26 protein-coding genes and 1 riboswitch are annotated in these 20362 nt (G+C 35.0%); of the genes, 2 read left to right on the forward strand and 24 right to left on the reverse strand.

Going from position 1 to position 20362, the window contains the following annotated elements; translation table 11 throughout:
* The first annotated feature begins 4 nt into the window (after window positions 1–4).
* Together BAZ10_RS19435 and BAZ10_RS06470 are read left to right on the forward strand one after the other, a co-directional pair.
* Window positions 5–1231 carry a TolC family protein gene (locus BAZ10_RS19435; protein ID WP_078771372.1) on the forward strand — a complete coding sequence of 409 codons (1227 nt, stop codon included), beginning with the start codon at window positions 5–7 and terminating at the stop codon, window positions 1229–1231.
* A gap of 2 nt (window positions 1232–1233) precedes the next feature.
* Complete coding sequence (locus BAZ10_RS06470) at window positions 1234–2367, forward strand: efflux RND transporter periplasmic adaptor subunit (protein WP_078771373.1); 1134 nt, start codon at window positions 1234–1236, stop codon at window positions 2365–2367.
* Window positions 2368–2438: 71 nt separating this feature from the next.
* On the opposite strand, the gene BAZ10_RS06475 is transcribed toward BAZ10_RS06470, so the two are convergent.
* The 24 genes from BAZ10_RS06475 to BAZ10_RS06590 all read right to left on the reverse strand — a co-directional run bounded on the left by BAZ10_RS06475 (window position 2439) and on the right by BAZ10_RS06590 (window position 20186).
* Window positions 2439–2900 (reverse strand): lipocalin-like domain-containing protein, encoded by a 462-nt coding sequence (locus BAZ10_RS06475; protein WP_078771374.1) that lies wholly within the window; start codon window positions 2898–2900, stop codon window positions 2439–2441.
* A 270-nt stretch (window positions 2901–3170) separates the two neighbouring features.
* Entirely contained in the window at window positions 3171–3821 is a 651-nt protein-coding gene (ribB, locus tag BAZ10_RS06480; RefSeq protein ID WP_045182071.1) for a 3,4-dihydroxy-2-butanone-4-phosphate synthase, read from the reverse strand.
* A 92-nt stretch (window positions 3822–3913) separates the two neighbouring features.
* A riboswitch (FMN riboswitch) is annotated at window positions 3914–4039 on the reverse strand.
* Between the two features lie 181 nt (window positions 4040–4220).
* Window positions 4221–4769: a YbhB/YbcL family Raf kinase inhibitor-like protein gene (locus BAZ10_RS06485; protein WP_009084853.1), complete on the reverse strand. Its 549-nt coding sequence runs from the start codon at window positions 4767–4769 to the stop codon at window positions 4221–4223.
* Between the two features lie 89 nt (window positions 4770–4858).
* The gene (locus BAZ10_RS06490) at window positions 4859–5695 is read right to left on the reverse strand and encodes a helix-turn-helix domain-containing protein (RefSeq protein WP_078771375.1); all 837 of its coding nucleotides are present in this window, start codon (window positions 5693–5695) and stop codon (window positions 4859–4861) included.
* 87 nt (window positions 5696–5782) lie between these two features.
* Complete coding sequence (locus tag BAZ10_RS06495) at window positions 5783–6472, reverse strand: hypothetical protein (RefSeq protein WP_078771376.1); 690 nt, start codon at window positions 6470–6472, stop codon at window positions 5783–5785.
* A 137-nt stretch (window positions 6473–6609) separates the two neighbouring features.
* Window positions 6610–7338 carry a DUF3108 domain-containing protein gene (locus tag BAZ10_RS06500; RefSeq protein WP_078771377.1) on the reverse strand — a complete coding sequence of 243 codons (729 nt, stop codon included), beginning with the start codon at window positions 7336–7338 and terminating at the stop codon, window positions 6610–6612.
* Between the two features lie 204 nt (window positions 7339–7542).
* On the reverse strand, window positions 7543–8016 hold the full coding sequence (locus tag BAZ10_RS06505) for a GNAT family N-acetyltransferase (protein WP_078771378.1): 474 nt from the start codon (window positions 8014–8016) through the stop codon (window positions 7543–7545).
* A 79-nt stretch (window positions 8017–8095) separates the two neighbouring features.
* Window positions 8096–9124 (reverse strand): proline-specific peptidase family protein, encoded by a 1029-nt coding sequence (locus BAZ10_RS06510; protein WP_165689647.1) that lies wholly within the window; start codon window positions 9122–9124, stop codon window positions 8096–8098.
* A gap of 37 nt (window positions 9125–9161) precedes the next feature.
* On the reverse strand, window positions 9162–9662 hold the full coding sequence (locus tag BAZ10_RS06515) for a DinB family protein (RefSeq protein WP_078403442.1): 501 nt from the start codon (window positions 9660–9662) through the stop codon (window positions 9162–9164).
* A 2-nt stretch (window positions 9663–9664) separates the two neighbouring features.
* Complete coding sequence (locus tag BAZ10_RS06520) at window positions 9665–10186, reverse strand: YdeI/OmpD-associated family protein (RefSeq protein WP_078771380.1); 522 nt, start codon at window positions 10184–10186, stop codon at window positions 9665–9667.
* Between the two features lie 12 nt (window positions 10187–10198).
* Window positions 10199–10756: a YdeI/OmpD-associated family protein gene (locus BAZ10_RS06525; RefSeq protein WP_078771381.1), complete on the reverse strand. Its 558-nt coding sequence runs from the start codon at window positions 10754–10756 to the stop codon at window positions 10199–10201.
* Between the two features lie 18 nt (window positions 10757–10774).
* A complete protein-coding gene (locus BAZ10_RS06530; protein WP_078771382.1) occupies window positions 10775–11158 on the reverse strand; it encodes a 5-carboxymethyl-2-hydroxymuconate Delta-isomerase in 384 nt (127 codons plus the stop codon).
* A 10-nt stretch (window positions 11159–11168) separates the two neighbouring features.
* Entirely contained in the window at window positions 11169–11615 is a 447-nt protein-coding gene (locus BAZ10_RS06535; protein ID WP_078771383.1) for a nuclear transport factor 2 family protein, read from the reverse strand.
* 135 nt (window positions 11616–11750) lie between these two features.
* Entirely contained in the window at window positions 11751–11933 is a 183-nt protein-coding gene (locus BAZ10_RS06540; protein ID WP_078771384.1) for a hypothetical protein, read from the reverse strand.
* Between the two features lie 186 nt (window positions 11934–12119).
* A complete protein-coding gene (locus tag BAZ10_RS06545) occupies window positions 12120–12470 on the reverse strand; it encodes an NUDIX hydrolase (protein WP_245803787.1) in 351 nt (116 codons plus the stop codon).
* A gap of 87 nt (window positions 12471–12557) precedes the next feature.
* The gene (locus BAZ10_RS06550; protein ID WP_078771385.1) at window positions 12558–13853 is read right to left on the reverse strand and encodes a hypothetical protein; all 1296 of its coding nucleotides are present in this window, start codon (window positions 13851–13853) and stop codon (window positions 12558–12560) included.
* A gap of 143 nt (window positions 13854–13996) precedes the next feature.
* A complete protein-coding gene (locus tag BAZ10_RS06555) occupies window positions 13997–14767 on the reverse strand; it encodes a hypothetical protein (RefSeq protein ID WP_078771386.1) in 771 nt (256 codons plus the stop codon).
* Between the two features lie 30 nt (window positions 14768–14797).
* Complete coding sequence (locus tag BAZ10_RS06560; RefSeq protein WP_078771387.1) at window positions 14798–15496, reverse strand: DUF6304 family protein; 699 nt, start codon at window positions 15494–15496, stop codon at window positions 14798–14800.
* 9 nt (window positions 15497–15505) lie between these two features.
* Window positions 15506–16357 carry a GLPGLI family protein gene (locus BAZ10_RS06565; protein WP_078771388.1) on the reverse strand — a complete coding sequence of 284 codons (852 nt, stop codon included), beginning with the start codon at window positions 16355–16357 and terminating at the stop codon, window positions 15506–15508.
* A 145-nt stretch (window positions 16358–16502) separates the two neighbouring features.
* On the reverse strand, window positions 16503–17174 hold the full coding sequence (locus BAZ10_RS06570; protein ID WP_078771389.1) for a hypothetical protein: 672 nt from the start codon (window positions 17172–17174) through the stop codon (window positions 16503–16505).
* Window position 17175: 1 nt separating this feature from the next.
* On the reverse strand, window positions 17176–17472 hold the full coding sequence (locus BAZ10_RS06575; RefSeq protein WP_078771390.1) for a hypothetical protein: 297 nt from the start codon (window positions 17470–17472) through the stop codon (window positions 17176–17178).
* 164 nt (window positions 17473–17636) lie between these two features.
* Window positions 17637–18680, reverse strand: a complete 1044-nt coding sequence (locus BAZ10_RS06580; protein ID WP_078771391.1) for a tetratricopeptide repeat protein — start codon at window positions 18678–18680, stop codon at window positions 17637–17639.
* Between the two features lie 142 nt (window positions 18681–18822).
* Window positions 18823–19230 (reverse strand): helix-turn-helix domain-containing protein, encoded by a 408-nt coding sequence (locus BAZ10_RS06585; protein WP_078771392.1) that lies wholly within the window; start codon window positions 19228–19230, stop codon window positions 18823–18825.
* Window positions 19231–19415: 185 nt separating this feature from the next.
* Window positions 19416–20186 (reverse strand): hypothetical protein, encoded by a 771-nt coding sequence (locus BAZ10_RS06590; protein ID WP_165690095.1) that lies wholly within the window; start codon window positions 20184–20186, stop codon window positions 19416–19418.
* Between the last annotated feature and the right edge of the window lie 176 nt (window positions 20187–20362).

The following is a 20362-nucleotide window of genomic DNA, read 5'->3' on the forward strand; positions in this document are numbered from 1 at the left end:
TAACATGCAAAAGTTAAGCATTATTATAGCGCTCTTTCTTACTTTTCTGGGTGTTAAAGCACAACAGTCAGTTACCTTGGAAGAAGCCTATCAGAAAATACTGGATAACAATCTGAACCTGAAAGGAGGAGCATTGAAAATAGATGCCCAAAAGCTACTGAAACAATCTGCCTTTAATCTGGATCCGCTGAATGTAAGCGCAGAGTTTGGTCAGTTTAATACAGATAAAACAGATCATAAGTTTTCGGTGTCGCAAAATTTTCGTTTTCCGGGATTTTATCAGAAACAGAAACAAGTTTTCACTGAAGAATGGAAGCAGAGCATGCTGAATCTTTCTCTTCAGAAATGGCAGTTGAGGCGGGAGCTTACTCTTATCTTTAACGAACTGAATTATCTGGATGCAAAATATGCACTGATCAAGAAAGCGGACAGTCTTTATGGTGTGTATTATGATAAAGCGACATTGAGGCTGAGAAAAGGAGAGAGTAACGTTTTGGAAAAATCTACCGCAGAGAATTATAAGTCTCAGTCTCATTTTCAGTTACTGACAATAGAGAAAGATAAAGCGGTAACATTGGAGAAATTAAACTTTCTGATTAACGATGGTAATAGTTATACGAATGAAAAGCAGCATTTTTCTTTGCAGAATGTTTTGTTTTCCCAGCTGCAAAATCCGGAAGGAAATCCTTATGTGGAAACCCTGAAACAGGAACAGGAAATACAAAAAGCCCGGACAATGGAAGCCAAAGCCAGATTGTCTCCAAGTATAAATCTGGGGTACAATAATACATCCATGATCGGAAATCAGGAAAACGGTAGTTATAATGACGGTAGTAAAAGATTTCATTCAGCGGTAATAGGTGTAGGAATTCCGTTATTCAATAAAGCACAAAAGCTGGCAATAGAAGCACAGCGTGTGAATGAGAAAATAGCCGAAAACAATTATCAGCTGGCTTTAAATAATCTGAATATGCAGTATAAACAGTATACAATTCAGTATCAGAATGCCCTGAAAGAGACTGATTACTTTCAAAACGACGGTCTTAAAAATGCGGAGACTATTCTGAAAACGGCAAATCTGCAATTCTATAATGGAGAGATTAATTATCTGGATTATGTGTTGTTGGTAAACCAGGCACTGGATATCCGGAACAGAAATATCGACAGTATAAAAAAACTTAACGATGCCGTTACCGAAATGAACGCTCTTCAACAAACAAAAATTGACTAATCATGAACAAGATATTTTTAATTATAATTACTTCATTTACCATTTCTTCATGCTCCAAGGAAGCCCCCGTAGAGAAAAAGGCAGAACATACCACTGAAAATCAGGTTACTCTAAACGATAAACAATATAAAAATGCAGGAATAGAAACCGGAGCATTAGAAGGCAAAGAAACAGCTTCTGGTATTGCTGTTACAGGTTCTATAGATATTCCGCCTCAGTCCGTAGCCAGCGTTAGTGCCCCATTTGGTGGTTATATTAAATATACTAAATGGATGCCTGGTGAGCATATTGGTAAAGGTCAGGTATTGGCTACAATCGAAAACCCGGAACTGGTACAAATACAGCAGGATTACCTTTTGGCAAAATCCAATCTGGAATATTCACAGAAAGATTATCTGCGTCAGCGTGATTTGAATCAGAGTCAGGCAAGTAGTGATAAAGTAATGCAGCAGGCACTTAATCAGCGCAACAATCATATGATTAATATGCGGGCGTTGGGAGAAAAGCTAAGGATTGCAGGGATTAATCCGGAAGCATTGACGGCAAATAATATAAAAAGAGTTACCTCTGTAGTTTCGCCTATAGATGGTTATATTTCTTCAGTGAATGCTAACATCGGACAATATGTATCGCCTGTAGATAAACTATTCGAAATCGTTAATACAAGTGATATTCACTTAGTACTAAAGGTTTTTGAAAAAGATCTCGATAAGATATCTATGGACCAACAGGTGATTGCATACACCAATCAGAATCCTGAAAAGAAATTTACGGCGCGTATTGTACTGATCAGTAAAGATTTTGCTGCTGACAGAAGTGTACTGATTCATTGTCATTTCCAGAATTATGAACCGCATTTGCTGCCTGGTACTTTTATGAATGCGGAAATCGAAACGAATAGTCGCGCTTCTCTGGCAATTCCGGATGGTGGAGTAGTGGCATTCGATGGTAAGCAGTATATCTTTGAAGAGATAAAGCCTAAAACATATAAAATGGTTCCTGTAAAAATAGGTAATTCCGAACATGGCTTTACGGAGATTACAGGATTAACCTCTGAGCAATCTTCTAAGAAGTGGGTGACAAAAGGTGCTTATAATCTTCTGATGGCACTGAAGAATGTAGAAGATGAAGAATAATACCTAAAAACTTATAATAAAAATGGGCGGAAATATTTCCGCCCATTTTTATGTGGTTGAATAAATAGGAGTTATTTCACTTTTACGTAAATCTCTTTTATTTTTTGTTTTATCCCCAATTCCGGAATGTCTTCTTCACCTGTCTGGATTAATGTATCAGCACGTTTTTCCAATGTGAAATGAAATTGTCTTCCTTCCCATTCTCTGTAGCTGCAATATTCAAGATTTTCGGTGTATTCTTTTCCTTTTAGCTGATAAGTTCCGGCGCCGCTGGAGAATGATTTCAAACTGTCTTTCCCTTTTGATTTGTCGTGGTTCAGGAATGCAAAATGGCTGTCATTAAACATTTTGATCATCTCTGTTTTCGCAGGATCTATAGTGGTGCGAATAGTATCTGTTCCTTTTACTGTCTCAGAACCTACAAGCCTGTAAGTACCGTCTAAAATATCAGCCTTGGTTGTTGATTCTTTTTGCTGACAGGAAAATGCAAATAAGAGTAATCCGGCAGAAATCATGGTAAAGTAGTTTTTCATAAAATAATATTTTGTATAGAATAAATGTATTAATGACTTTAATAATGCTAATTCATTCAAATATAATTAAAAAAATTATTGAAATGTATATAATATAAAAAGTCCATTGCGAATTTTCACAACGGACTTTTCTGTACGTTAAAATAATATGTTTTGATTAGCTCTTCTTACATTTAAATATAATGAATACCTTCTTGATAAAATATTCTTTCAGAATTTCACCGAAGTGATGTATTCATTATTATTTGCAAATTGTGAAGCGAGCTAAGATTAATTCTGACTGATCAGATCTTTACGGTATGTGTAAATATCCTCAATAGTTACCACGGTCATTTCTCTTTGGATCGCAAAATCTACAATCTCCGGAAGCCTTGCCATAGAACCGTCTTCGTTGGTTAATTCGCAAAGTACTGCATCTTCACCAAGGTTAGCCAGTTTTACAAGATCTACGCTTCCTTCAGTATGTCCACGTCTTTCGAATACACCATCTTTTCTGGCAATAAGCGGAAATACATGTCCCGGACTTGCAATATGTTCCGCCTGTGCATTTTCTGCTACAGCAGTTCTGATGGTGGTTACACGGTCTTTAGCGGACACACCGGATTCAACGCCTTCTTTGGCTTCAATCGTAATGGTAAATGCTGTTTGGTTTTTGCTGTTGTTGGTTTCTACCATCGGACGAAGGTTCAGATGTTTGCTTTTCTCTTCAGAAATACACAGACAAACAATTCCGCTGCATTCACGGATCAGAAGTGCCATGTCTTTTTCTGTGATAGTAGAGGCAGGGAAGATGATATCGCCTTCGTTTTCACGGTTTTCATCATCCACTAGCAGGATGCCTTTGCCTTGTTGTAATTTCAGAAGCGCATTTTCTACACGCTCTTTGGAGTTTACTCCGAATTTTTCTAATAATGTTTCCATGTATTTTACTTTTAAATGTTAAAATAGGTCTTCGGTACATGGAAATGAAATACAATACAATAAGTCTATAGGAATAGCCTTACCGATTGTTCCATTTTCTTCTCTCATCCAGACTTTAACTGTCGGTTTTGGAGTTTCACCAAATCAGTCCTTTAAAATAAAAGGAGTCGCGGACTGTAACCGCCGGTAGGGAATTGCGCCCTGCCCCGAAGAAAACTTATACTAAGTTTTACTGTATGTTCTAATTAAATTTTTTATTTCATTGATTACTATTTAACGTACAGGCCGCTAATTTCCGAAAGTTTTTTCAATCCGGAAATAGCCTTCTGATATAATTTATCAATAAAGATGAATGTTTAGTCGATTACAGGTTTGGAAACATAAGCAGACTATATGATTTTAACGCTTATAATAAGCGACTATACTTGACTTGGCTAGTACATTATTCCAAAGATTAAAACCTACAATTGCAGGATTTGTGTTTTCATTAAGGCCTAATTTCTCAGATTTGAGCGCATAAACAGTTATAATGTACTGGTGAAATCCGTGACCTTTTGGTGGACATGGTCCTCCAAAACCTTTTATACCATAATCTGTAATACTTTGTATTGCTCCTTTTGGTGCTATATTGAGTTTAATATTTCCAGCATTGGCTGCTAACTCTGTTGTATTTGAAGGAATATCAAATATTAGCCAGTGCCAAAAACCACTGCCTGTGGGAGCATCCGGGTCATACATTGTAACTGCGAAGCTTTTTGTTCCTTCAGGAGCGTTCACCCACTGTAGTTGTGGAGACTGGTTATCACCTGTACAGCCAAATCCGTTGAATTCCGTTTTTTTTGTAGCTTCTCCTCCCAGATCTTTACTGGTAAGGGTAAACGTTTTTTGTGCAAAAATTGTTGTGGACAAAAAGAAAGATAGTACTAAAATTAAATTTGCTTTTTTCATCTGATAATTATTTAAAGATTTATGGCAAATTTAATCTCAGACAGAGCTAAAGAAGAATAGAGATTTGTTCAAAAACTATAGATTAAAGCTCAGATTTTTTGATGAAGTTTAGGTGTCGTTCCGTATTTTAATTTGTATGCCTGTATAAAACTCGATAGATTCTCGTATCCCACCTCAAAATAAATTTCTGAGGGGCTTTTTTTTGTATTATTAAGTAAATGGCGGGCATATTCCAGTCTTTTGTTTTGAAACCATTTTACAGGCGATTCTGTGTAGTGTTTTTCAAATTCTCGTTTGAAAGTAGAAATACTCATATTGCATAAAAAAGCCAGTTCTTTTAGGCTTAGCTTATTCAGTTGATTACTTTCTATAGTATGGATAAATTTTCTGGTTGCATCATTACTGTTTACGATTAATGACTGAATGAAATCTGTGCCATGCAATTCTGTAAGGTATAGCATTATCTCATGGAATTTAAATTCCAGTAATTTACTTCTTACTTTATCTGAAAGCTTCGAAATATCAGATAAACTACTTATAAAACGCTTGATGAATTCATTATATTCAAATGCATGAACAGAACTGTGCTTAGATGGCTCTGCTTTATTTAGTTCGATGCTCCTGATAAATTTTGATAATGCTCTATCGGAGAAGAAAAAAAGAATACTTCTATAGTTCTTCAGATCAGATAATCGTTCCGTCATCAGACAATGTCCTGATCTCATCAGAATAAATTTGGAATTATCTATTGATAAAGATGAATTATCAAAAACAACCTCTTTGCTCCCATCTATCAGAAAGCTGAAAGCATTTTGATTCAAAATGATTTGCTGTCTGGAAACTTCCTGAGATGATGTATAATCAAAAACCTGAACGGGTGATGATATATCTATATTCAATTCATCGGGGAGCGTAATAATATTCATTTTGATGATTAATAAGGTTTGAAATATGTTTTCTGTAATTATACCAGTTGGCTAATTAATCACAGAGTGCGCGGCCTAATGAATTTTTTAATTTCTCAATACAATAGCCAGAATAATCAATAAAAGATCCACTCCACAGGCAATCCATACCAGAAGCATGGAAGGTTCCAATGATTCCTGTACAAACTGTTTTAGTTTGGAGGAAATAACCTCGGCATAATTAAGATTGGGATCCGAGAAATTAACATCATCCATTTTAACTTTTTTCAGGCAGTATCCGGTTATCTTTCTGAAGAACCAGGATGTAGTGCCGTCTTGTTTATTTTCCTGTATCAGCTTTACACGGAAGATTTTCCAATTTGGAATCTGTTTTACAAAGTTCGGCTGTTTGGCAATGATTTTATTAATCAGCAATTGTACCTTAGGCTCTATATAATCTGTAAGCTTATAATTATATGCATTATACATTGCACTGCTCATAGCCTGTTTATTGGCCAGAACAATAAATAACGGAATCTTTAAAAAGCCAATTAAGATAAGGAGTGTAGGGAAGAAGTTAGTGACAAAGTAATTAATAATTATCATGAAAAATACCAGAATAGCGGCGGCACCGTTTACGTGGCCGGCTGCCATACCGCTTTGCGGGCTGCTGATAATTAAATAAAATCCTACGATAAGATCAGCCAGCACAAATATGCTTCCGATCAGAATAACTTTTATCCAGGCCCACAAAGATTTTCGGGTAATGGTTGAGATAATTTTTAAATTTTCGTTCATAGTGGTGTTTGAAAGATGGTGTTTAGTCTATTTAGATTTTACGAAACTAATGAAAAAGAATTATATCATGAAATTGTGAAAAAATAAAAGCAGAGTTAATCAAGCCCTGCTTATTTTAAATTTTACGTCTGTTTGTTTTATTTCACTCTTTCCATCAGCATTTTTCTTTGTCCCATATCCATTTCCTGTTTCAGAAGCTGGCGTGTTTTGAGGTCAATATAAAAGGTAGTAATGACTTTATGATCGGTAATACCATCTGTTGTTTTTACAATCCATACAGGTATGTTTTTAAACATTCCTTTTTCTGTATTCTGAATATTGACTTTTAATACACCACTTTTTTTAGGATTATAATCGTAAATGGCAATATTGGTTTTGTAATTTTCCTTCAGTGGAAGCCAGCGAATTAATTGTGGATAAATATTACTGTCGAAAAAGTCTTCCGAAGTTTTCTCATTAATCTCCGTTTTTTTGTTGGAAGCTTTATCCAGATAATAGCCGGTCACTTCTTTACCAAAATTGAGTACCATATCCCGTTGCATATTAAAGGATGAATGCTTTACAGGGGCAAGATTCGGTAATTTTGCCGAAGTTTCATCTGTCCAATCTGCTGGAGCTCCTTTCATCTTTACTGTAGTTGTAATGTTGACCTCGTTTGCTGCACGCGATATTTTGGTAATCACTTTTCCGATTTCAATCTTCGTGGTGTCCTTTACAGCATACCAGTTCATTTCTGTCTCTTCATTTTTAATCAGAGCGGAATTTACATCATTGTGTTTTGGTGTCTGAATTTTCTCCTGTGCATTTAAAACTGATGCCGAGAAAAATAGCAGAATTGCGGGAATAAAAAATCTGACTGATTTCATGTTGATACAATTTAATAGTTATATCACAATCAGTTGATTGCCAATGAAAAATGTTACAGATTTAATTGTTAAAATTATAATTGTGGAATTAATATAATGCTTAATTACCTCAATCCCTAAATGATAAATTAAACTATTTGGAGATTAAGATAATTTAGAATTTTTTTTTAAAAAATGCCTTTAAAAACTATATGTAAAATGCAGTTATTCGGATAATGTTTTAATATAAGTAACGGAGACTTTCCCGAAACCGTTTTTCTCAAAAAACGAATGGGCTTTATCATTGGTAATTCCACTTTCCAGAAACAAAGCTTTGACTTTTTGTTCGGCTGCAAAATTGTGGATAAAATCCATTAGCTTTTTTCCTAAGGACATTCCGCGAAGGCTGCCATCTACAATCATATCCTCTATAATAAGGTATTTCCTGTAAATTCGGAGTATAGCAATCCCAATAATTTTGTTGTGGATATCTTCTATAGTAATCAGATTACAGTCGTCCTCATCCAACTCTGCAGAAAGAATTTCAGCAAAGTTTTCACTCCACTCTGTAGCAGATTTGGCTCTCCCGGACATAATCTCGGAGTGCGAAATATAGCTGTCCGTTTTGTGCTTAATAAAGAAATTAACAGCCTCTTCTTTTCTTTTGTTGTTATCCTGATGTCTGATGAAGACTTCCATTCCTTTATTTTTTGTTCATGTACAACAGTCAATTTTATGCCAATTCCTGCTTGCTAACTATTAACAAGGCTAATGCTTGTTATAATTTTCCGGAATCGACATCTTTAATAAACTTAATGACCCCATTCATAAATACTTTCTGATCATCCCACATCGCAAGGTGGCTGCCGTTAGGACAATACAGATAGCTTCCCTTTTTTACCAGTTTGCTTTGTTCTTCCATAGCTTTAGGATCCATTGTATCGTACTTGGCGCCAATCATTAATGTTGGTGTCGCAATTTCATGAAGTCTGTTTTTAATATCCCATTTAGCCAATCTTGCATCAGCGCTCATTCCAAGTTCACTAGGTCCCTGCATAAGGGTATATACAGTACTGTTTACGTGTTTCAGGGAGCGGTTTAAAGCATCTGGCCATTCCGGAAGTCGGCAAATGTGCTGCGCGTAATAATTGGGGAACAGTAATTCGGTATAGCGTGGATTGGCATAGTCCTTTTTAGCTTCAATGGCGCGGACTTCGGCGAGTACCTCAGGTTTCATTTGTTTAGCTAAAACCTCTGCATATTTTACATATTCCGGTGCACTGGCCATCATATTGGCTACGAGTAATCCTTTTAGGTTTTTCTGATATTTTAAGGCATATTCCATGGCCAGAATCCCACCCCAGGAATTCCCCAGAACATAAAAATTATCTTTGTCTGCATTAATGGCTTTGCGTACCTGCTCGACTTCATCTACAAAACGGTCGATATTCCACAGGCTTTTGTCTGTAGGCTGATCGCTGTAATAGGAGCCCAGCTGATCGTATTCGTAAAACTCGAAGCCTTCCCGTTGAAGGAAAGTCTCAAAGCATTCCATGTATTCATGAGTCATCGCCGGACCTCCATGTAATAACAAAACTTTTATTTTAGGATTCGTTCCGAAGCGCTTGGTCCATACTTTAAAGTTACCAACAGGAGTGGTAATTGGGATCATCTTTACGCCACCGGCTTCTACAGAATCTTTATAATTGAAATAATCGGCAGTAGAAACAACTACGGGGGCTGATTCTTTTTGCTTGCAGGATATTATAAACATTGCAATGCTTAGTAGTAAGATAAAAATTCGCATGTTTTTCATTTTAAAAGAAGTGATTTGGTGGTGTATTTTACTTGTCTTTATAAATATTCCAGAAGTTGTAGTCCGTCATTGGTGCATCGGTTATGCCTATGCACCGTCCCATTGTTACAATTTGCCCGCGGTGGTAGGTTCCGTGGATAATAACATGTTGTATATATTCGTATTTAGAAAAATCGCACTGAAACCACTGGGATTCGATTTTTACATTTTTAATCAGGTCTTCTTCTGTAAGACCATCTACATAATCTGCCAGCTTTTGTGAGTTATTTCTAATAGCACTGAATATTTCTTCTCTTCCGGATAATGCTGCAGTAGCTGCAAAGTCGAATTCGTTGTTTTCAGAGATATGGCTCCACCAATATTCCTGTGTTTGCCATATGTGATGTAATGTTTTTAGAATAGTAGGGAAGCTGGATGGTGTTTCCTGATTCAGTTGTTCGTCAGATTTGGCAGACAGCCAGTCCAGGTATTTATTAACTACCCAATTGTTGTACTGAACGGATTTGGAGATTAAAGTTTTTAGGCTCATGACTATGGATTTTTAGTTAGTTTTAGTTCAGGCTTATCACGTCCTACAAAGCGTCCTTTTCCAAGAAGGAAGTTAATGGCTTTAGTTACATTGTTATCAATGCTTTGCTCTGTTTTCAGGTAGGAGATGTATTTTATAATTTCGTTTCTGGAAGAAGGGCGGAGCTGATTAAAAATATTCAACGCTTCCGGACTTTCTTCCAGAGCTGCCAGCAATTTTGGATGTGCCTCAATTTTCCTTTCTTCGTGATCGACTTCTATGCTGATGTCCAGTATTTCACCAATTCTTTTGGGTGAATTTTTCAGCATAGTCGTATTGATGTACAGCCGCCATTCACCACTGTATTTTACAAGAGTTTGTATATAGTCTACACCGTTTACTGTACCCTTTATAGGAATTTTGCCTTTGTACTTTTCCGAATGTTTTAGCATAGCTTCCAATACGTGCGGAGGCAGAAATACAAAAGGATTGATCCCGATAATTTCGAGTTGTGCAGTAAAGTAATGTTGTTCTGTTGGTGTCATTTGTAGTCTGTGTTATCTCAGTCTTTTTTGCTGTTCACTTTCCTGTATTACTTTTTCCAAACGGGATAGCTGTGTTTTTTCCTGCTTGGCACTCATAATCCAGTGTATCATTACTTTTTTATAAGAAGGAGCCTGGGTTGTGAAAAAATTCCATGCCGTTTTATTTTTTTGAAACTGCTTCTCGAAATTTTGATGGAGTGGGATAGGTTCTTTCTCGTGAGAATATATCCTGGATTTATTTTCCGTACGAAGATTAAAAGCTTTTAGACCCGCTTCTTTCATCAATCCCTGACCAGAAAGGTGTTCAACTTTTTTTATATTGATAGCACTCCAGATGCTGTCTTTTTTTCGGGGAGTAAAACGAATAGTATAGCTTTCCTCATCCATAGATTTTCTTACACCATCTATCCAGCCAAAACAGAGTGCCTGATCAACGGACTCCGACCAGCTCATAGAAGGTTTGCCGCTGTTCACTTTATAAAAGCCTACGAGAAGCTCGGTCTCTGTCTGATGGTTATTTTCTAACCATGTTCGGAAATCGGATTGTGTACTGAAAAACTGAGGCTTCATTGCTAGTAAGTATATTGTTTATAGTTCAAAATGCCTGTTATGATTTGTATTATCCGGGTTTATCAGCGATTTGTTGCAATAAGTAGCTGTTTCGAAATCGTTGATGCTAATGGAGAGAAAGGAAATATCAGGAAATAAGACGGCAAGCTTTATAATGATTTGTTTCGAAAGATTAGCCTTTTGTTCTGTAGTTCGTCCCTCCATGATATATCCGAAAATGTGAATAAAATCTTTCTTGCTTTCTGCCAGCTTATAATACTGGAAAGCTTGTATTCTCACTTTTATATCGTTAGGTGCAAATAGACCTGTTTCTTCTGCAGCTTCATAGACGCTATTCATAATTTTATCGGGTGCAACCTGCTGAATAACATCCTGTGAGCAGTCTATAATAAAATTGGGCATGATGCTTTAATTAATTTGTTTGCCTTTTGGAATCGTTGTATTGCCACAGAACATTGATAATTTTCCATATGCCATTGAGTTTCACAAGGTGCATGTAATCGATCCATTCATCTGCAAAAAGCTTAACGGAAGCTGTTCTGTCAGAAACATCGAGTAGTTTTATGTCTTTTCGGGGAGACGCCGGAAATTTGTCACCGTTTTTGTTATAGCTTTCCGCAAGTAGAATCATAGATTCTGTATTGGTTTCCCGGACATAGTCTTTTCCTGTCGCTTTGTCTTTCCAGAAAGTACGCTTTACCATTCTGGGATGTAAAGCTCGTTCCATTCTGTCTGGATTTGGTGTGTGTTGCGATTCTATATAATCAAGGGCAGCTTGTTTTATAGCAAGTGTATCCTGTTTTGTCTGTGCAGAAGCAAAAAAAGAAAAGAACAGGATACAAATAACAGAGTATCTCATATCATTAAATATTGGTTTGGTGTATAGGTAATCTGATGATTTGAAATTAACTGATTGAACCTCTGTCTAAAATTAATGAAAAAAAGAGATTGTAAAATATATTTTAGTGATTTTGTATTAAAGCAATTATTGTTTTTATTTCTTTTTCGTGTTTTTTGCCAGAAAGAAAATACTGGCGAAAAATACTGTAGCATAAACAGTTGCCAATGCCGGCTTTTCAAATTTGAAGGTTTGAAAATCAAATTGTTTATAGAGTATAAAACCGAGGATAATAGCTATAATAGCAAAAGTAATAGATGTTGCTTTTTTGTTTTCCATATGTTGGATATTAAGTTAGTTTATGATGAATTTAAGCAAGTTCTTAACACCACATTGTCAGTCTGAGTGATTTTGGAAAAAAATCGTATCGAAGACTAGCTTGGAATGAGAAAATTGATGTCAGATTGAGCTTTTCTGAAAGAAAAGAGCGTCGAAATCCAATCAATTTCAGTATTCCAAAGTATGTTAATCCAGTAAGCCTTTATCCTTCAGGTTATCGAAAATCAACTTATCAACTTCGGAAATCTTGTCTTTATCCGAATATTTTAACCATTTCATTTCTTCGATTTCAGAACTCACTTTTAGTTCTCCTGAATATTCAGCAGCGTAGCAAGTCATTTTTACAATTGTACCTTCTTCATGTCCGTGTGCCTGAGCTTCGAAAGTACCAATGTAATTAAGTGTTTTGTTATCTATTGTTACGGTCAGTTCTTCACTAATTTCCCGGATCAGTGCCTGCTCGTCTGTTTCTCCGGCTTCTCTTTTTCCACCGGGAAGGTAATATTTGTCTTTTCCATAGCTTTTGGTGGAAAGAATGGATTTGTCTTTTAGCTATATCCAGGCAAGTTTGTCAATTATTTTCATTTTTCTATTAATATAGTTGTATGTTATCGTTATTTGCTCTTACTTTTTTCCAAGAACATAGTTATTGCTCTTTTCATCTTTTTTTACGGTGTAGGCTTTATTTATTTTGATCGTCCAGCCTTCACCTTCAATCAGTTCATCGCTTATTTTTACAGGCGAGCTTACCGATATTTTGTCCCAGTTAGGACTCATCAATGCACCTTTTGTAACCTCCAGAATACCCCAATTGTCGGTAACTCTTATTTGTGGATAAACGGTTCCCTTATCTTCAATCGGGATTATATTCCTTGGATCAAAAGAAACATTCATTTTCTCAAATTTTATTTCAAGGTGTGGTTGCTCAATGAATTTACTTTTATACCCGGCGATCAGTTTTTTTATTTTTTCGTCTCTCACTTTTTCTTCCGAAAAAATAGCTGCTCCGTTGTAGTTATTGGCTATTTTGTCAACACTAGCTTTTAAATGAGTGGGTATTTTTATTCCAAAATCCTGAATAAAGAAATCTGTAAGATTGGTATCGCCTTTAATTTTTTGGTTCCAGTATTTGTCTTTTTGACTGAGCAAATAGCCATATACAGGAATGGTACTGTACGCAAATGAACGAACATAAGTAGGGTTTTTAAGAAATGCATTGGTAGTCGCTACGAAATGTTCTTTTATCTGTGCTTTGTTTCTTCCGCTTATCATAAATCCGGTATACTCCGCAAGACCTTCGTTCAGTTCCAATTGGTTTTCGATTGTAGCTGATTCCGGAAAAAGAGAATTTCTGTATTTTCTGAAGGTAAGTGCATTGGTCAGATGCTCTTTTTGTTCTTTTTTTGAATCAGAGAGGACAGCTTTTGTAAGGGCTTCTAATTCTAAACGAAGGTATATTCTCCCGTCTTTCTGATCTAAATGGTTGCTTTCTTTATTACTTTGGGTAAAACCCAATGCAGATTGGGCTTTATGGAAAAGTTCGTGTGCCAGTAGGTTTATCCGGTTGTTTTTATTTTCAGACAATGGCAGCATAATCATAGCCCAGTTTTTACCATTCCACATTAGGGAAGTATTGGCCGTATTAATATTGTCGGGTAATTTACCAACATAGATATCGCCTTGTTTTGTCAGGCTGTTTTGGGCGTCCGGCTCGTTGCTGTATAATTGTCTGGTTTTAGTTTCTACCAACAAGATTCCTCCATACAGGTCTTTATTCCATAGTCTGATATTTTGCTGAGTAGCAGTTTTAATTTCCTCAAAATAATTGGAAATACTATTTAAATCCTGAGTTTCGGCTTTTTGGGCAGATACTGTTGAAATCTTGATGAGGAATAGAAATGCTAAAAATACTTTTTTCATGGAGACTTAGTTTTAACCTGTATTTATATACAAAGCCTAAATTTAAGCATTCTATTGAGATTATGTTTATTAAATGTATTGTAATTTGTTGATTTTATTTAGAAATTGCTATAGTGTGATTAAAATATTAAGGAAAAGCTAAGTTATTCTTCAGTCCTTTTATTTTCCAGAATTTCAGCTACAAATTTTCCGCTTTTGTCTTTAGACACAGCTACTAAAAGATTGGCACCACCTTCCTGATACATTCGCTTTATTGTAAGAAGATATTTATCGCCCTGTTTTTCGATGTTTAGAATTTCATCGTTTGCTCCATCATCATTTTTAAGTTCAAAATATGGATAATCGCTTTCGTAATTTTTATTCTTCACCATTTTTACCAAGCCTTCATATTTGGCAGATTTATCGGAGAACAGAATTGGTGTATTAACCGAGCAGCCTGTTAAACCGTCATCATCTGAAACGCCAATGCCAAAGTAGGCTGTCGGTGTAAAGGAAACTTCGTTGCTGCCTGTTTTTACTGTTTTAACCCGAGCATCTTTTGTCGGTCCGTAGACTTTTCTGCCATCAACATAGCCTTCGGTATCTCTTGTTTTCATTTTCACATACCTGAATTCCTGACAATGCTCATCCGCCGGATTTGCTTTGTAAGTAAGGTCACTTACTTCAGTTATATCAACAAGCTGTTCATTCAGGTTGCTGATGTCTTTTATTTCTTTAAAATTTCCGTCCAGAAGTTTTATATCGTTGCCCAATAAGACTGCTTTTCCGTCAGCTTTATGAAAGGTGATTTTGGAAGCTGTGGTATCCTGAACAATATGCTCTGTTTTTTCAGTTGTTATAACACTGGTTTTGTTCTCTTGTTTTCCACAGGAAATAAGGGTAATAAAACCTAATGCCGGTATCAGTTTATTCATTATTTGTATAATAGGTGTTCGTAATTTTTTTTAGCCTCGATAACCTGCTCCGGCTCTTCTTATTTCATATTGGCTGCAGCAATATATTTCCTGTACGGTGGTAGTTTTATCAGTTTCCAGATCCATATATTCCTGTTTGTTGGTCACTTTTTTATATTTCTCTTTTTGAGCAGCAAAGCATAGCATGGTCCCAAAGGCACTTTGTCCGTAAACGCTGTAATCACCATACAGACAACCATAACAATTTTTAAAATGATAGCTTTCTCCAAATTGACTATGGATATCGTCCAACGCAGTTTCCATCAGATTACCAATACCTATATAAAGGTTTCCTTCGATGGTTAAAGAGACTGAAATTCTCTCATCTTCAATTCCGCCATCTGGTTCCGCATTGCCCAGTAGGTATTCAATTTTCAGATCCGAATAAAATTCGGAACCTGTTGTTTTGTCTATAATAAGCTGTGGAACCAAAATTTCAAAAGTACAGTTGCAAAGTTCTTCTCTGACTATTTCTGAGTTGTAAACAGGTGTTTTACTCCATGTAAATCTTTGCAGTTGCTGTTCGGTATATTTTGTTTTATCATCTAAAGACAGATCGGAAAATTCGGAACCTGAAAATTTCACACCGTCAATTTCGGTATATAAATTTTTAAAATCATTTTCTACAATTACAGCTGTTGTCCCGGAATTGTCGGTATATATACCGTTGTATTTTTTTCGTTCCGTCATATAGCTGTGCTATTGAATTCTTTCAATGGTATTCTCGTCGTTAAAGTTTTTTTGTTTTTGCAGCTGAATATTCCGGAAGGTTTCTCTCGATTCCGGTAATATAGTTGTTTCCATACTTTGAAGTGTTCCAACCATATTATTAACGAAATTCTTTTTGGCCTCCCGCAAACCTGCCATAGTTGTAATATTGGCATTTTCATACCTGCGTTTTTCAATAGCCAGCATCTTACCCTTCAGTTGACTGCTTGGTATAGATTTTACAAGCTCAAAATCATAATCTCCGCTCTGATCGGATATTTTGATAATTAGTCCCGGTAATCCGGTAAACTTATAGGGACCATAAGCAAGCGGAATATCTGTGGTATACCATGCTGTCCAGTTTCTTCCGTTGTAATTGATTTCTGCTTTTCTGCAGTTGAATGATTGTATAGTCTTTGACTCATCTACAAGTTTCCAGTTATTGATTACAGGTTCTTTATAGCTGAGTAATGACATTCCGGCTCTTTCGAAATACTGATTGTTCTGATTGGTTTGTAATATAGTATACGGAAATTTTGTCTTTGGAAAAGATTTTCCACTGAAGTCTATACGTGTAGTCCCTCCTACAGTAGCTTTTTGAAATTCACTCTGAAAAGTAGAATCATATTTTATCGATTTCTCGCTAATGAAAAATGCACGATCCTTCAGCACCTGCAAAGAGAATAGTTCTTCGAATACCTGATCGGGAGTAGACTTATAGAGTTTGGCTTTTACTAAATAAGTAAAGCTTGCAATAAGGCTGTCTTTTTTTTCTGTCTGAGAATAGAGTAAAGCAAATAAAAAGAAACTTATAAGTATTGAGATTTTCCTGGTGTTGTTCATAAAGTTTTTATAAGTGCTAAAAATAACATTTATTCTTAGATTTACGAGCCCATAGGATAAATATTTCCCTAAAATTAGATCTATTTCTGTTGTTATTTTTAGTGAAAATCACAATAATATTTCCATTCTCCTGTTTTAGTGTTTTTTAGGCAGAACAAACTTCAAATCTATCTATTGCGGTTAAATACCATTTATTATTTATTTTGGCTATGTAGAAAATAAAAGTTTCCTGATTTTCACCAATTAAAGTGACTTTATGACTTTTACGCTCTATTTCTTCAAATAGCTTAATTTCTTTTTCATTCCAAATGGTTTCTTCCGTAAGCTTATTTTCATTTATTGCAATTGTTGATAAAAATTTGTCCTTAGTTTTCATATCAACATAAATTCCGGAAGGCTTATTCCAGCTTTCAGTTTCACAGTTAAAGACAGGAGAACCAGTTTCATTTATCAGGTATTGTGTTTCAAAATTTGTGTCATACGGTAAATATTCTGGAACAGGCTCCTTGAATGAAATTTGTTTTGCTGTAGAGATATTATCAGCTACGCCTCTGGCAAACAGAAATGTAAGTCCATAATCTTTGTAGATTAAGTTATTTAAGGTATTTTCATCTTTCCTTTGATAAGCCTTAACGATCTTTATTATAGTATCGTTCATTTCATTTTCTTTCGTAGTCGATTTAATGTTTGTCGAAATTGAGTTTTCAGTATTTGTATTCTCAACCGAAATTTTATTTTCGACTTTTTCATTTTTCTGACCGCAAGAAAATGTCAGATAGCTTAAAAAGACAATAAATGTTATGCTTTTATTTTTCAATTTACTTTTTATTATTTTTCAATTCGCTTTCATGTTGAATCCCATTTGCATTAATTCTGCAATTCCATTTGCAAATCGGAAATAATCCCGTCTTATTTAGCTCTACAGGTCCACTGGCTAATAAATTGTCAACAGCGCCATTTTCATCTGTATCATCCATATAAATATCAATTTCTTTGCCCGGGAATAGTAAGACTTCTTGCCCGCTATAGTCCAATTTAATGTCCTGCTGGGAAAGCAAAACCAAATCGCTTTCAATAAGTTCGTTAAAGTCAACTTGAATTCTGGCAGGTTTCATCTCAATTTGTATACTGTTTTGCTTTACCTATTTGCTATAGAAGCAAATGTAAATAAAAGTTGAACGATGAAAAATGGCTGGTTCCGGCTAATTTATATGGGTACAGGCACGAGCGTCACGCTCGTGCTAGCAAGGGATTTACCTGCTGTTGTTCATGATGTATGTTATTTCCAGTTGTAATTTTTAGACCAATTATAAAATTCTTTAATCTTGTTCTGATGCTGCTCATTGTACTGAATCGCATCTTTGTCCTGTATGGCAAGAAAAATAATATTGGCAAAAGGTTCAAGTAGGTTTTTGTCATTCATTTCAATAAAGTAAGGTGCCAAAAAATCCCAGTAGTAGCCTTTTTGTTTCGGTTTTACTTCTTTCATAATTCTGCAAACAGGAGAGAACTTGTCTATAAATTTCTGAATTTCGGTTTTGTCTTTATTTTCCTCATGTAGGTCTTGGGTTGCAGACATTGAGAGCATAATATCGACAGTGGAGAAATCATCGGTATTTGATTTTTTATTATTTGTTTTATCAGCCGATATTGAAGAGAGAGAAACATTGATTGAGTTATCTTCGCTTTTGCTAACACCTTGTTTCATCAATGTAAGCATAGTTACCAGATTGCCTTTGGCTCTTGAAGATTTATTGTCTAGTATCAGGTATCTTCCCGCTGCCAGTATTGAGGGGATTCTGTTGGATCTGTCAATTACAGCCAATGCATTGTATGAGCCTGCATGATTGGGATTCAGTCTGGTTGTTATCTGAAAAGCTTCTGCGGCTTTTTCAGTTTCTTTTACTTTATATAGAGCAATACCCTTATTGAAGTAAAGGTGGTAATAATCGGGATATTTTTTTATTCCCTCGTTGTAGGCTTTAATGGCTAAATCCGATTTACCAATATGATCCAAAGCATTTCCATAAGTAACATAAACAGTTGCATTATCTTCTTTTGGATATAGCTTTAGAGCAAGCTCACTAACTTCAATAGATTCATCATAGTTTTTCATTATTTCCAAAGTCATGGCTTTTTCAGCAAGAGCAAAGAAATTGTTTTTATCAAGATTTAGCGCTTCATTATATCTGGATAAAGCTTCATCATATTTTCCTTCATCATAAAGCGTAACCCCTTCACGAATCTTCTTTTCGGCTTCTGCCTTATTTTGGGCAAATCCTAATGTTGAAAAACACAGAAACAGCAAATAAAATTTCTTCATGTATATTGATTTTTATTAACAGCTAAATTTACACATTATGTGAATGTGGAATGTGAAAAAAATACCTTTAATGCTCAGTTCTATGAAAATAAAAACCATTCTGTAACAGAACGGTTTTATTTATTGTATCGGTGGCTGGCCGTTATTTCTTAATAAGCTGTTCCAGTTTGGCCATCATTTCATCTTTTTCTTTCAGCATTCTTTCGTACAAAGCAATTTTTTCTTCGTGTACTTTAATCAATTGTTCTACTGGATTAATCGTAGAGTTATAGAAAATAGATGCGGGCTGCTGACAATTATCAAAAGTATTAGAAATAATATTGATAGCCTGTTCTTCATCAAAATTCTGAAATGCTTCCACCGGAATTTTTAATACCTCGGAAATCTTTTTTAGCAAAGGATCTTCAATAATTTCTTTCTGCTCCAGAAGCGAAATCTTCTTTTGATTCCAGTCTTCACCAAGATCAAAAGCCAAAGCATCCTGCTTTATGCCTAACATTTCACGAAAACGCTTGACATTTCTACCCTGATGTATTTTTTTGCTTTGCATAGTTATGTGGCTTATAAAAACAAATATAAGTAAAACCTACAGGATAAAAAATGACAGGTTTTGGCTATTTTATTTGGGGGGAAGTGAATTTTAGACTTTACCTAACATGAGTGTGATACTTATAATAGCTAGAAGTAATGGTAATAGTAATAGTAATGGTAATAGTAATGGTAATAGTAATAGTGTTAACTGTACCTTTCTTTACTATGGTGAAAAATATGAAAATATTGTATTTTATTCAAGAGTGTCATTAAAAATGAGAAATCATCAGTAGATATTTCTAGCTCGAAATGATACATTCTAGCTAAATAAATTGTATTATATATACTTTCTATAACCTGTGGAAACATAAATCCTAGATTTTTTTGAAATATGGTTCTTAATTCATTTTTATCACTGGTGGTTAATTTACTTGTGTTTAAGATATCATTTAATGTTAAAAAACAATTATCAGTTGATATTATAAAAGATGATATCTTACTACCTGATTCATTAATTAAGCTTAGATTTTGTAGAATTGCTTCTTTATTATCTAAAGCTATCTTTACTCTCTCTTCTCGAGTTTCTGAAAATACAAGACTAACATGTTTTAAATTTTCATATAAATAATAGAGTGCCTCATTATTGCAGATTTTTACATCACTATCTTTTAGCACTAATTTTTCTAACGCTTTTTCATATCTATCCAATTGAACATACACGAAATTTGTCATTCGATCATGAAGATATTGATATTTCGATTCTTCGAAGTCTTTTCTTTGAATTATCATTGATATAATCACACCACAAAATGCTAATGCTGAAAAAAAAGTGTTTAATGCTCCAAAGCTATCACCAAATACGCCTTGTTCATTTGAATCGTGGATAAATAGATTTAAAAATATTGGATAGAGAATAATTATAAAAAGAATAATTATAATTATATACATTGGTCGTTTTAAAAAGAAATGTTTCATTTTATGTATATGGATATGAAATTGTGATATACTCTCAAACTTACAAAAATTTAGCTTTTCAAAGAAATTTACTGACATAATATAAATAGTTATATAAGTTTAATATATTTTATTAACAGAAAAGCAAAAAACCGCTCTGTTTCCAGAACGGTTTTAATATATCGTCTCAGCGACTC

The sequence above is a fragment of the Elizabethkingia occulta genome (genome assembly GCF_002023715.1).
Lineage (GTDB): Bacteria > Bacteroidota > Bacteroidia > Flavobacteriales > Weeksellaceae > Elizabethkingia > Elizabethkingia occulta.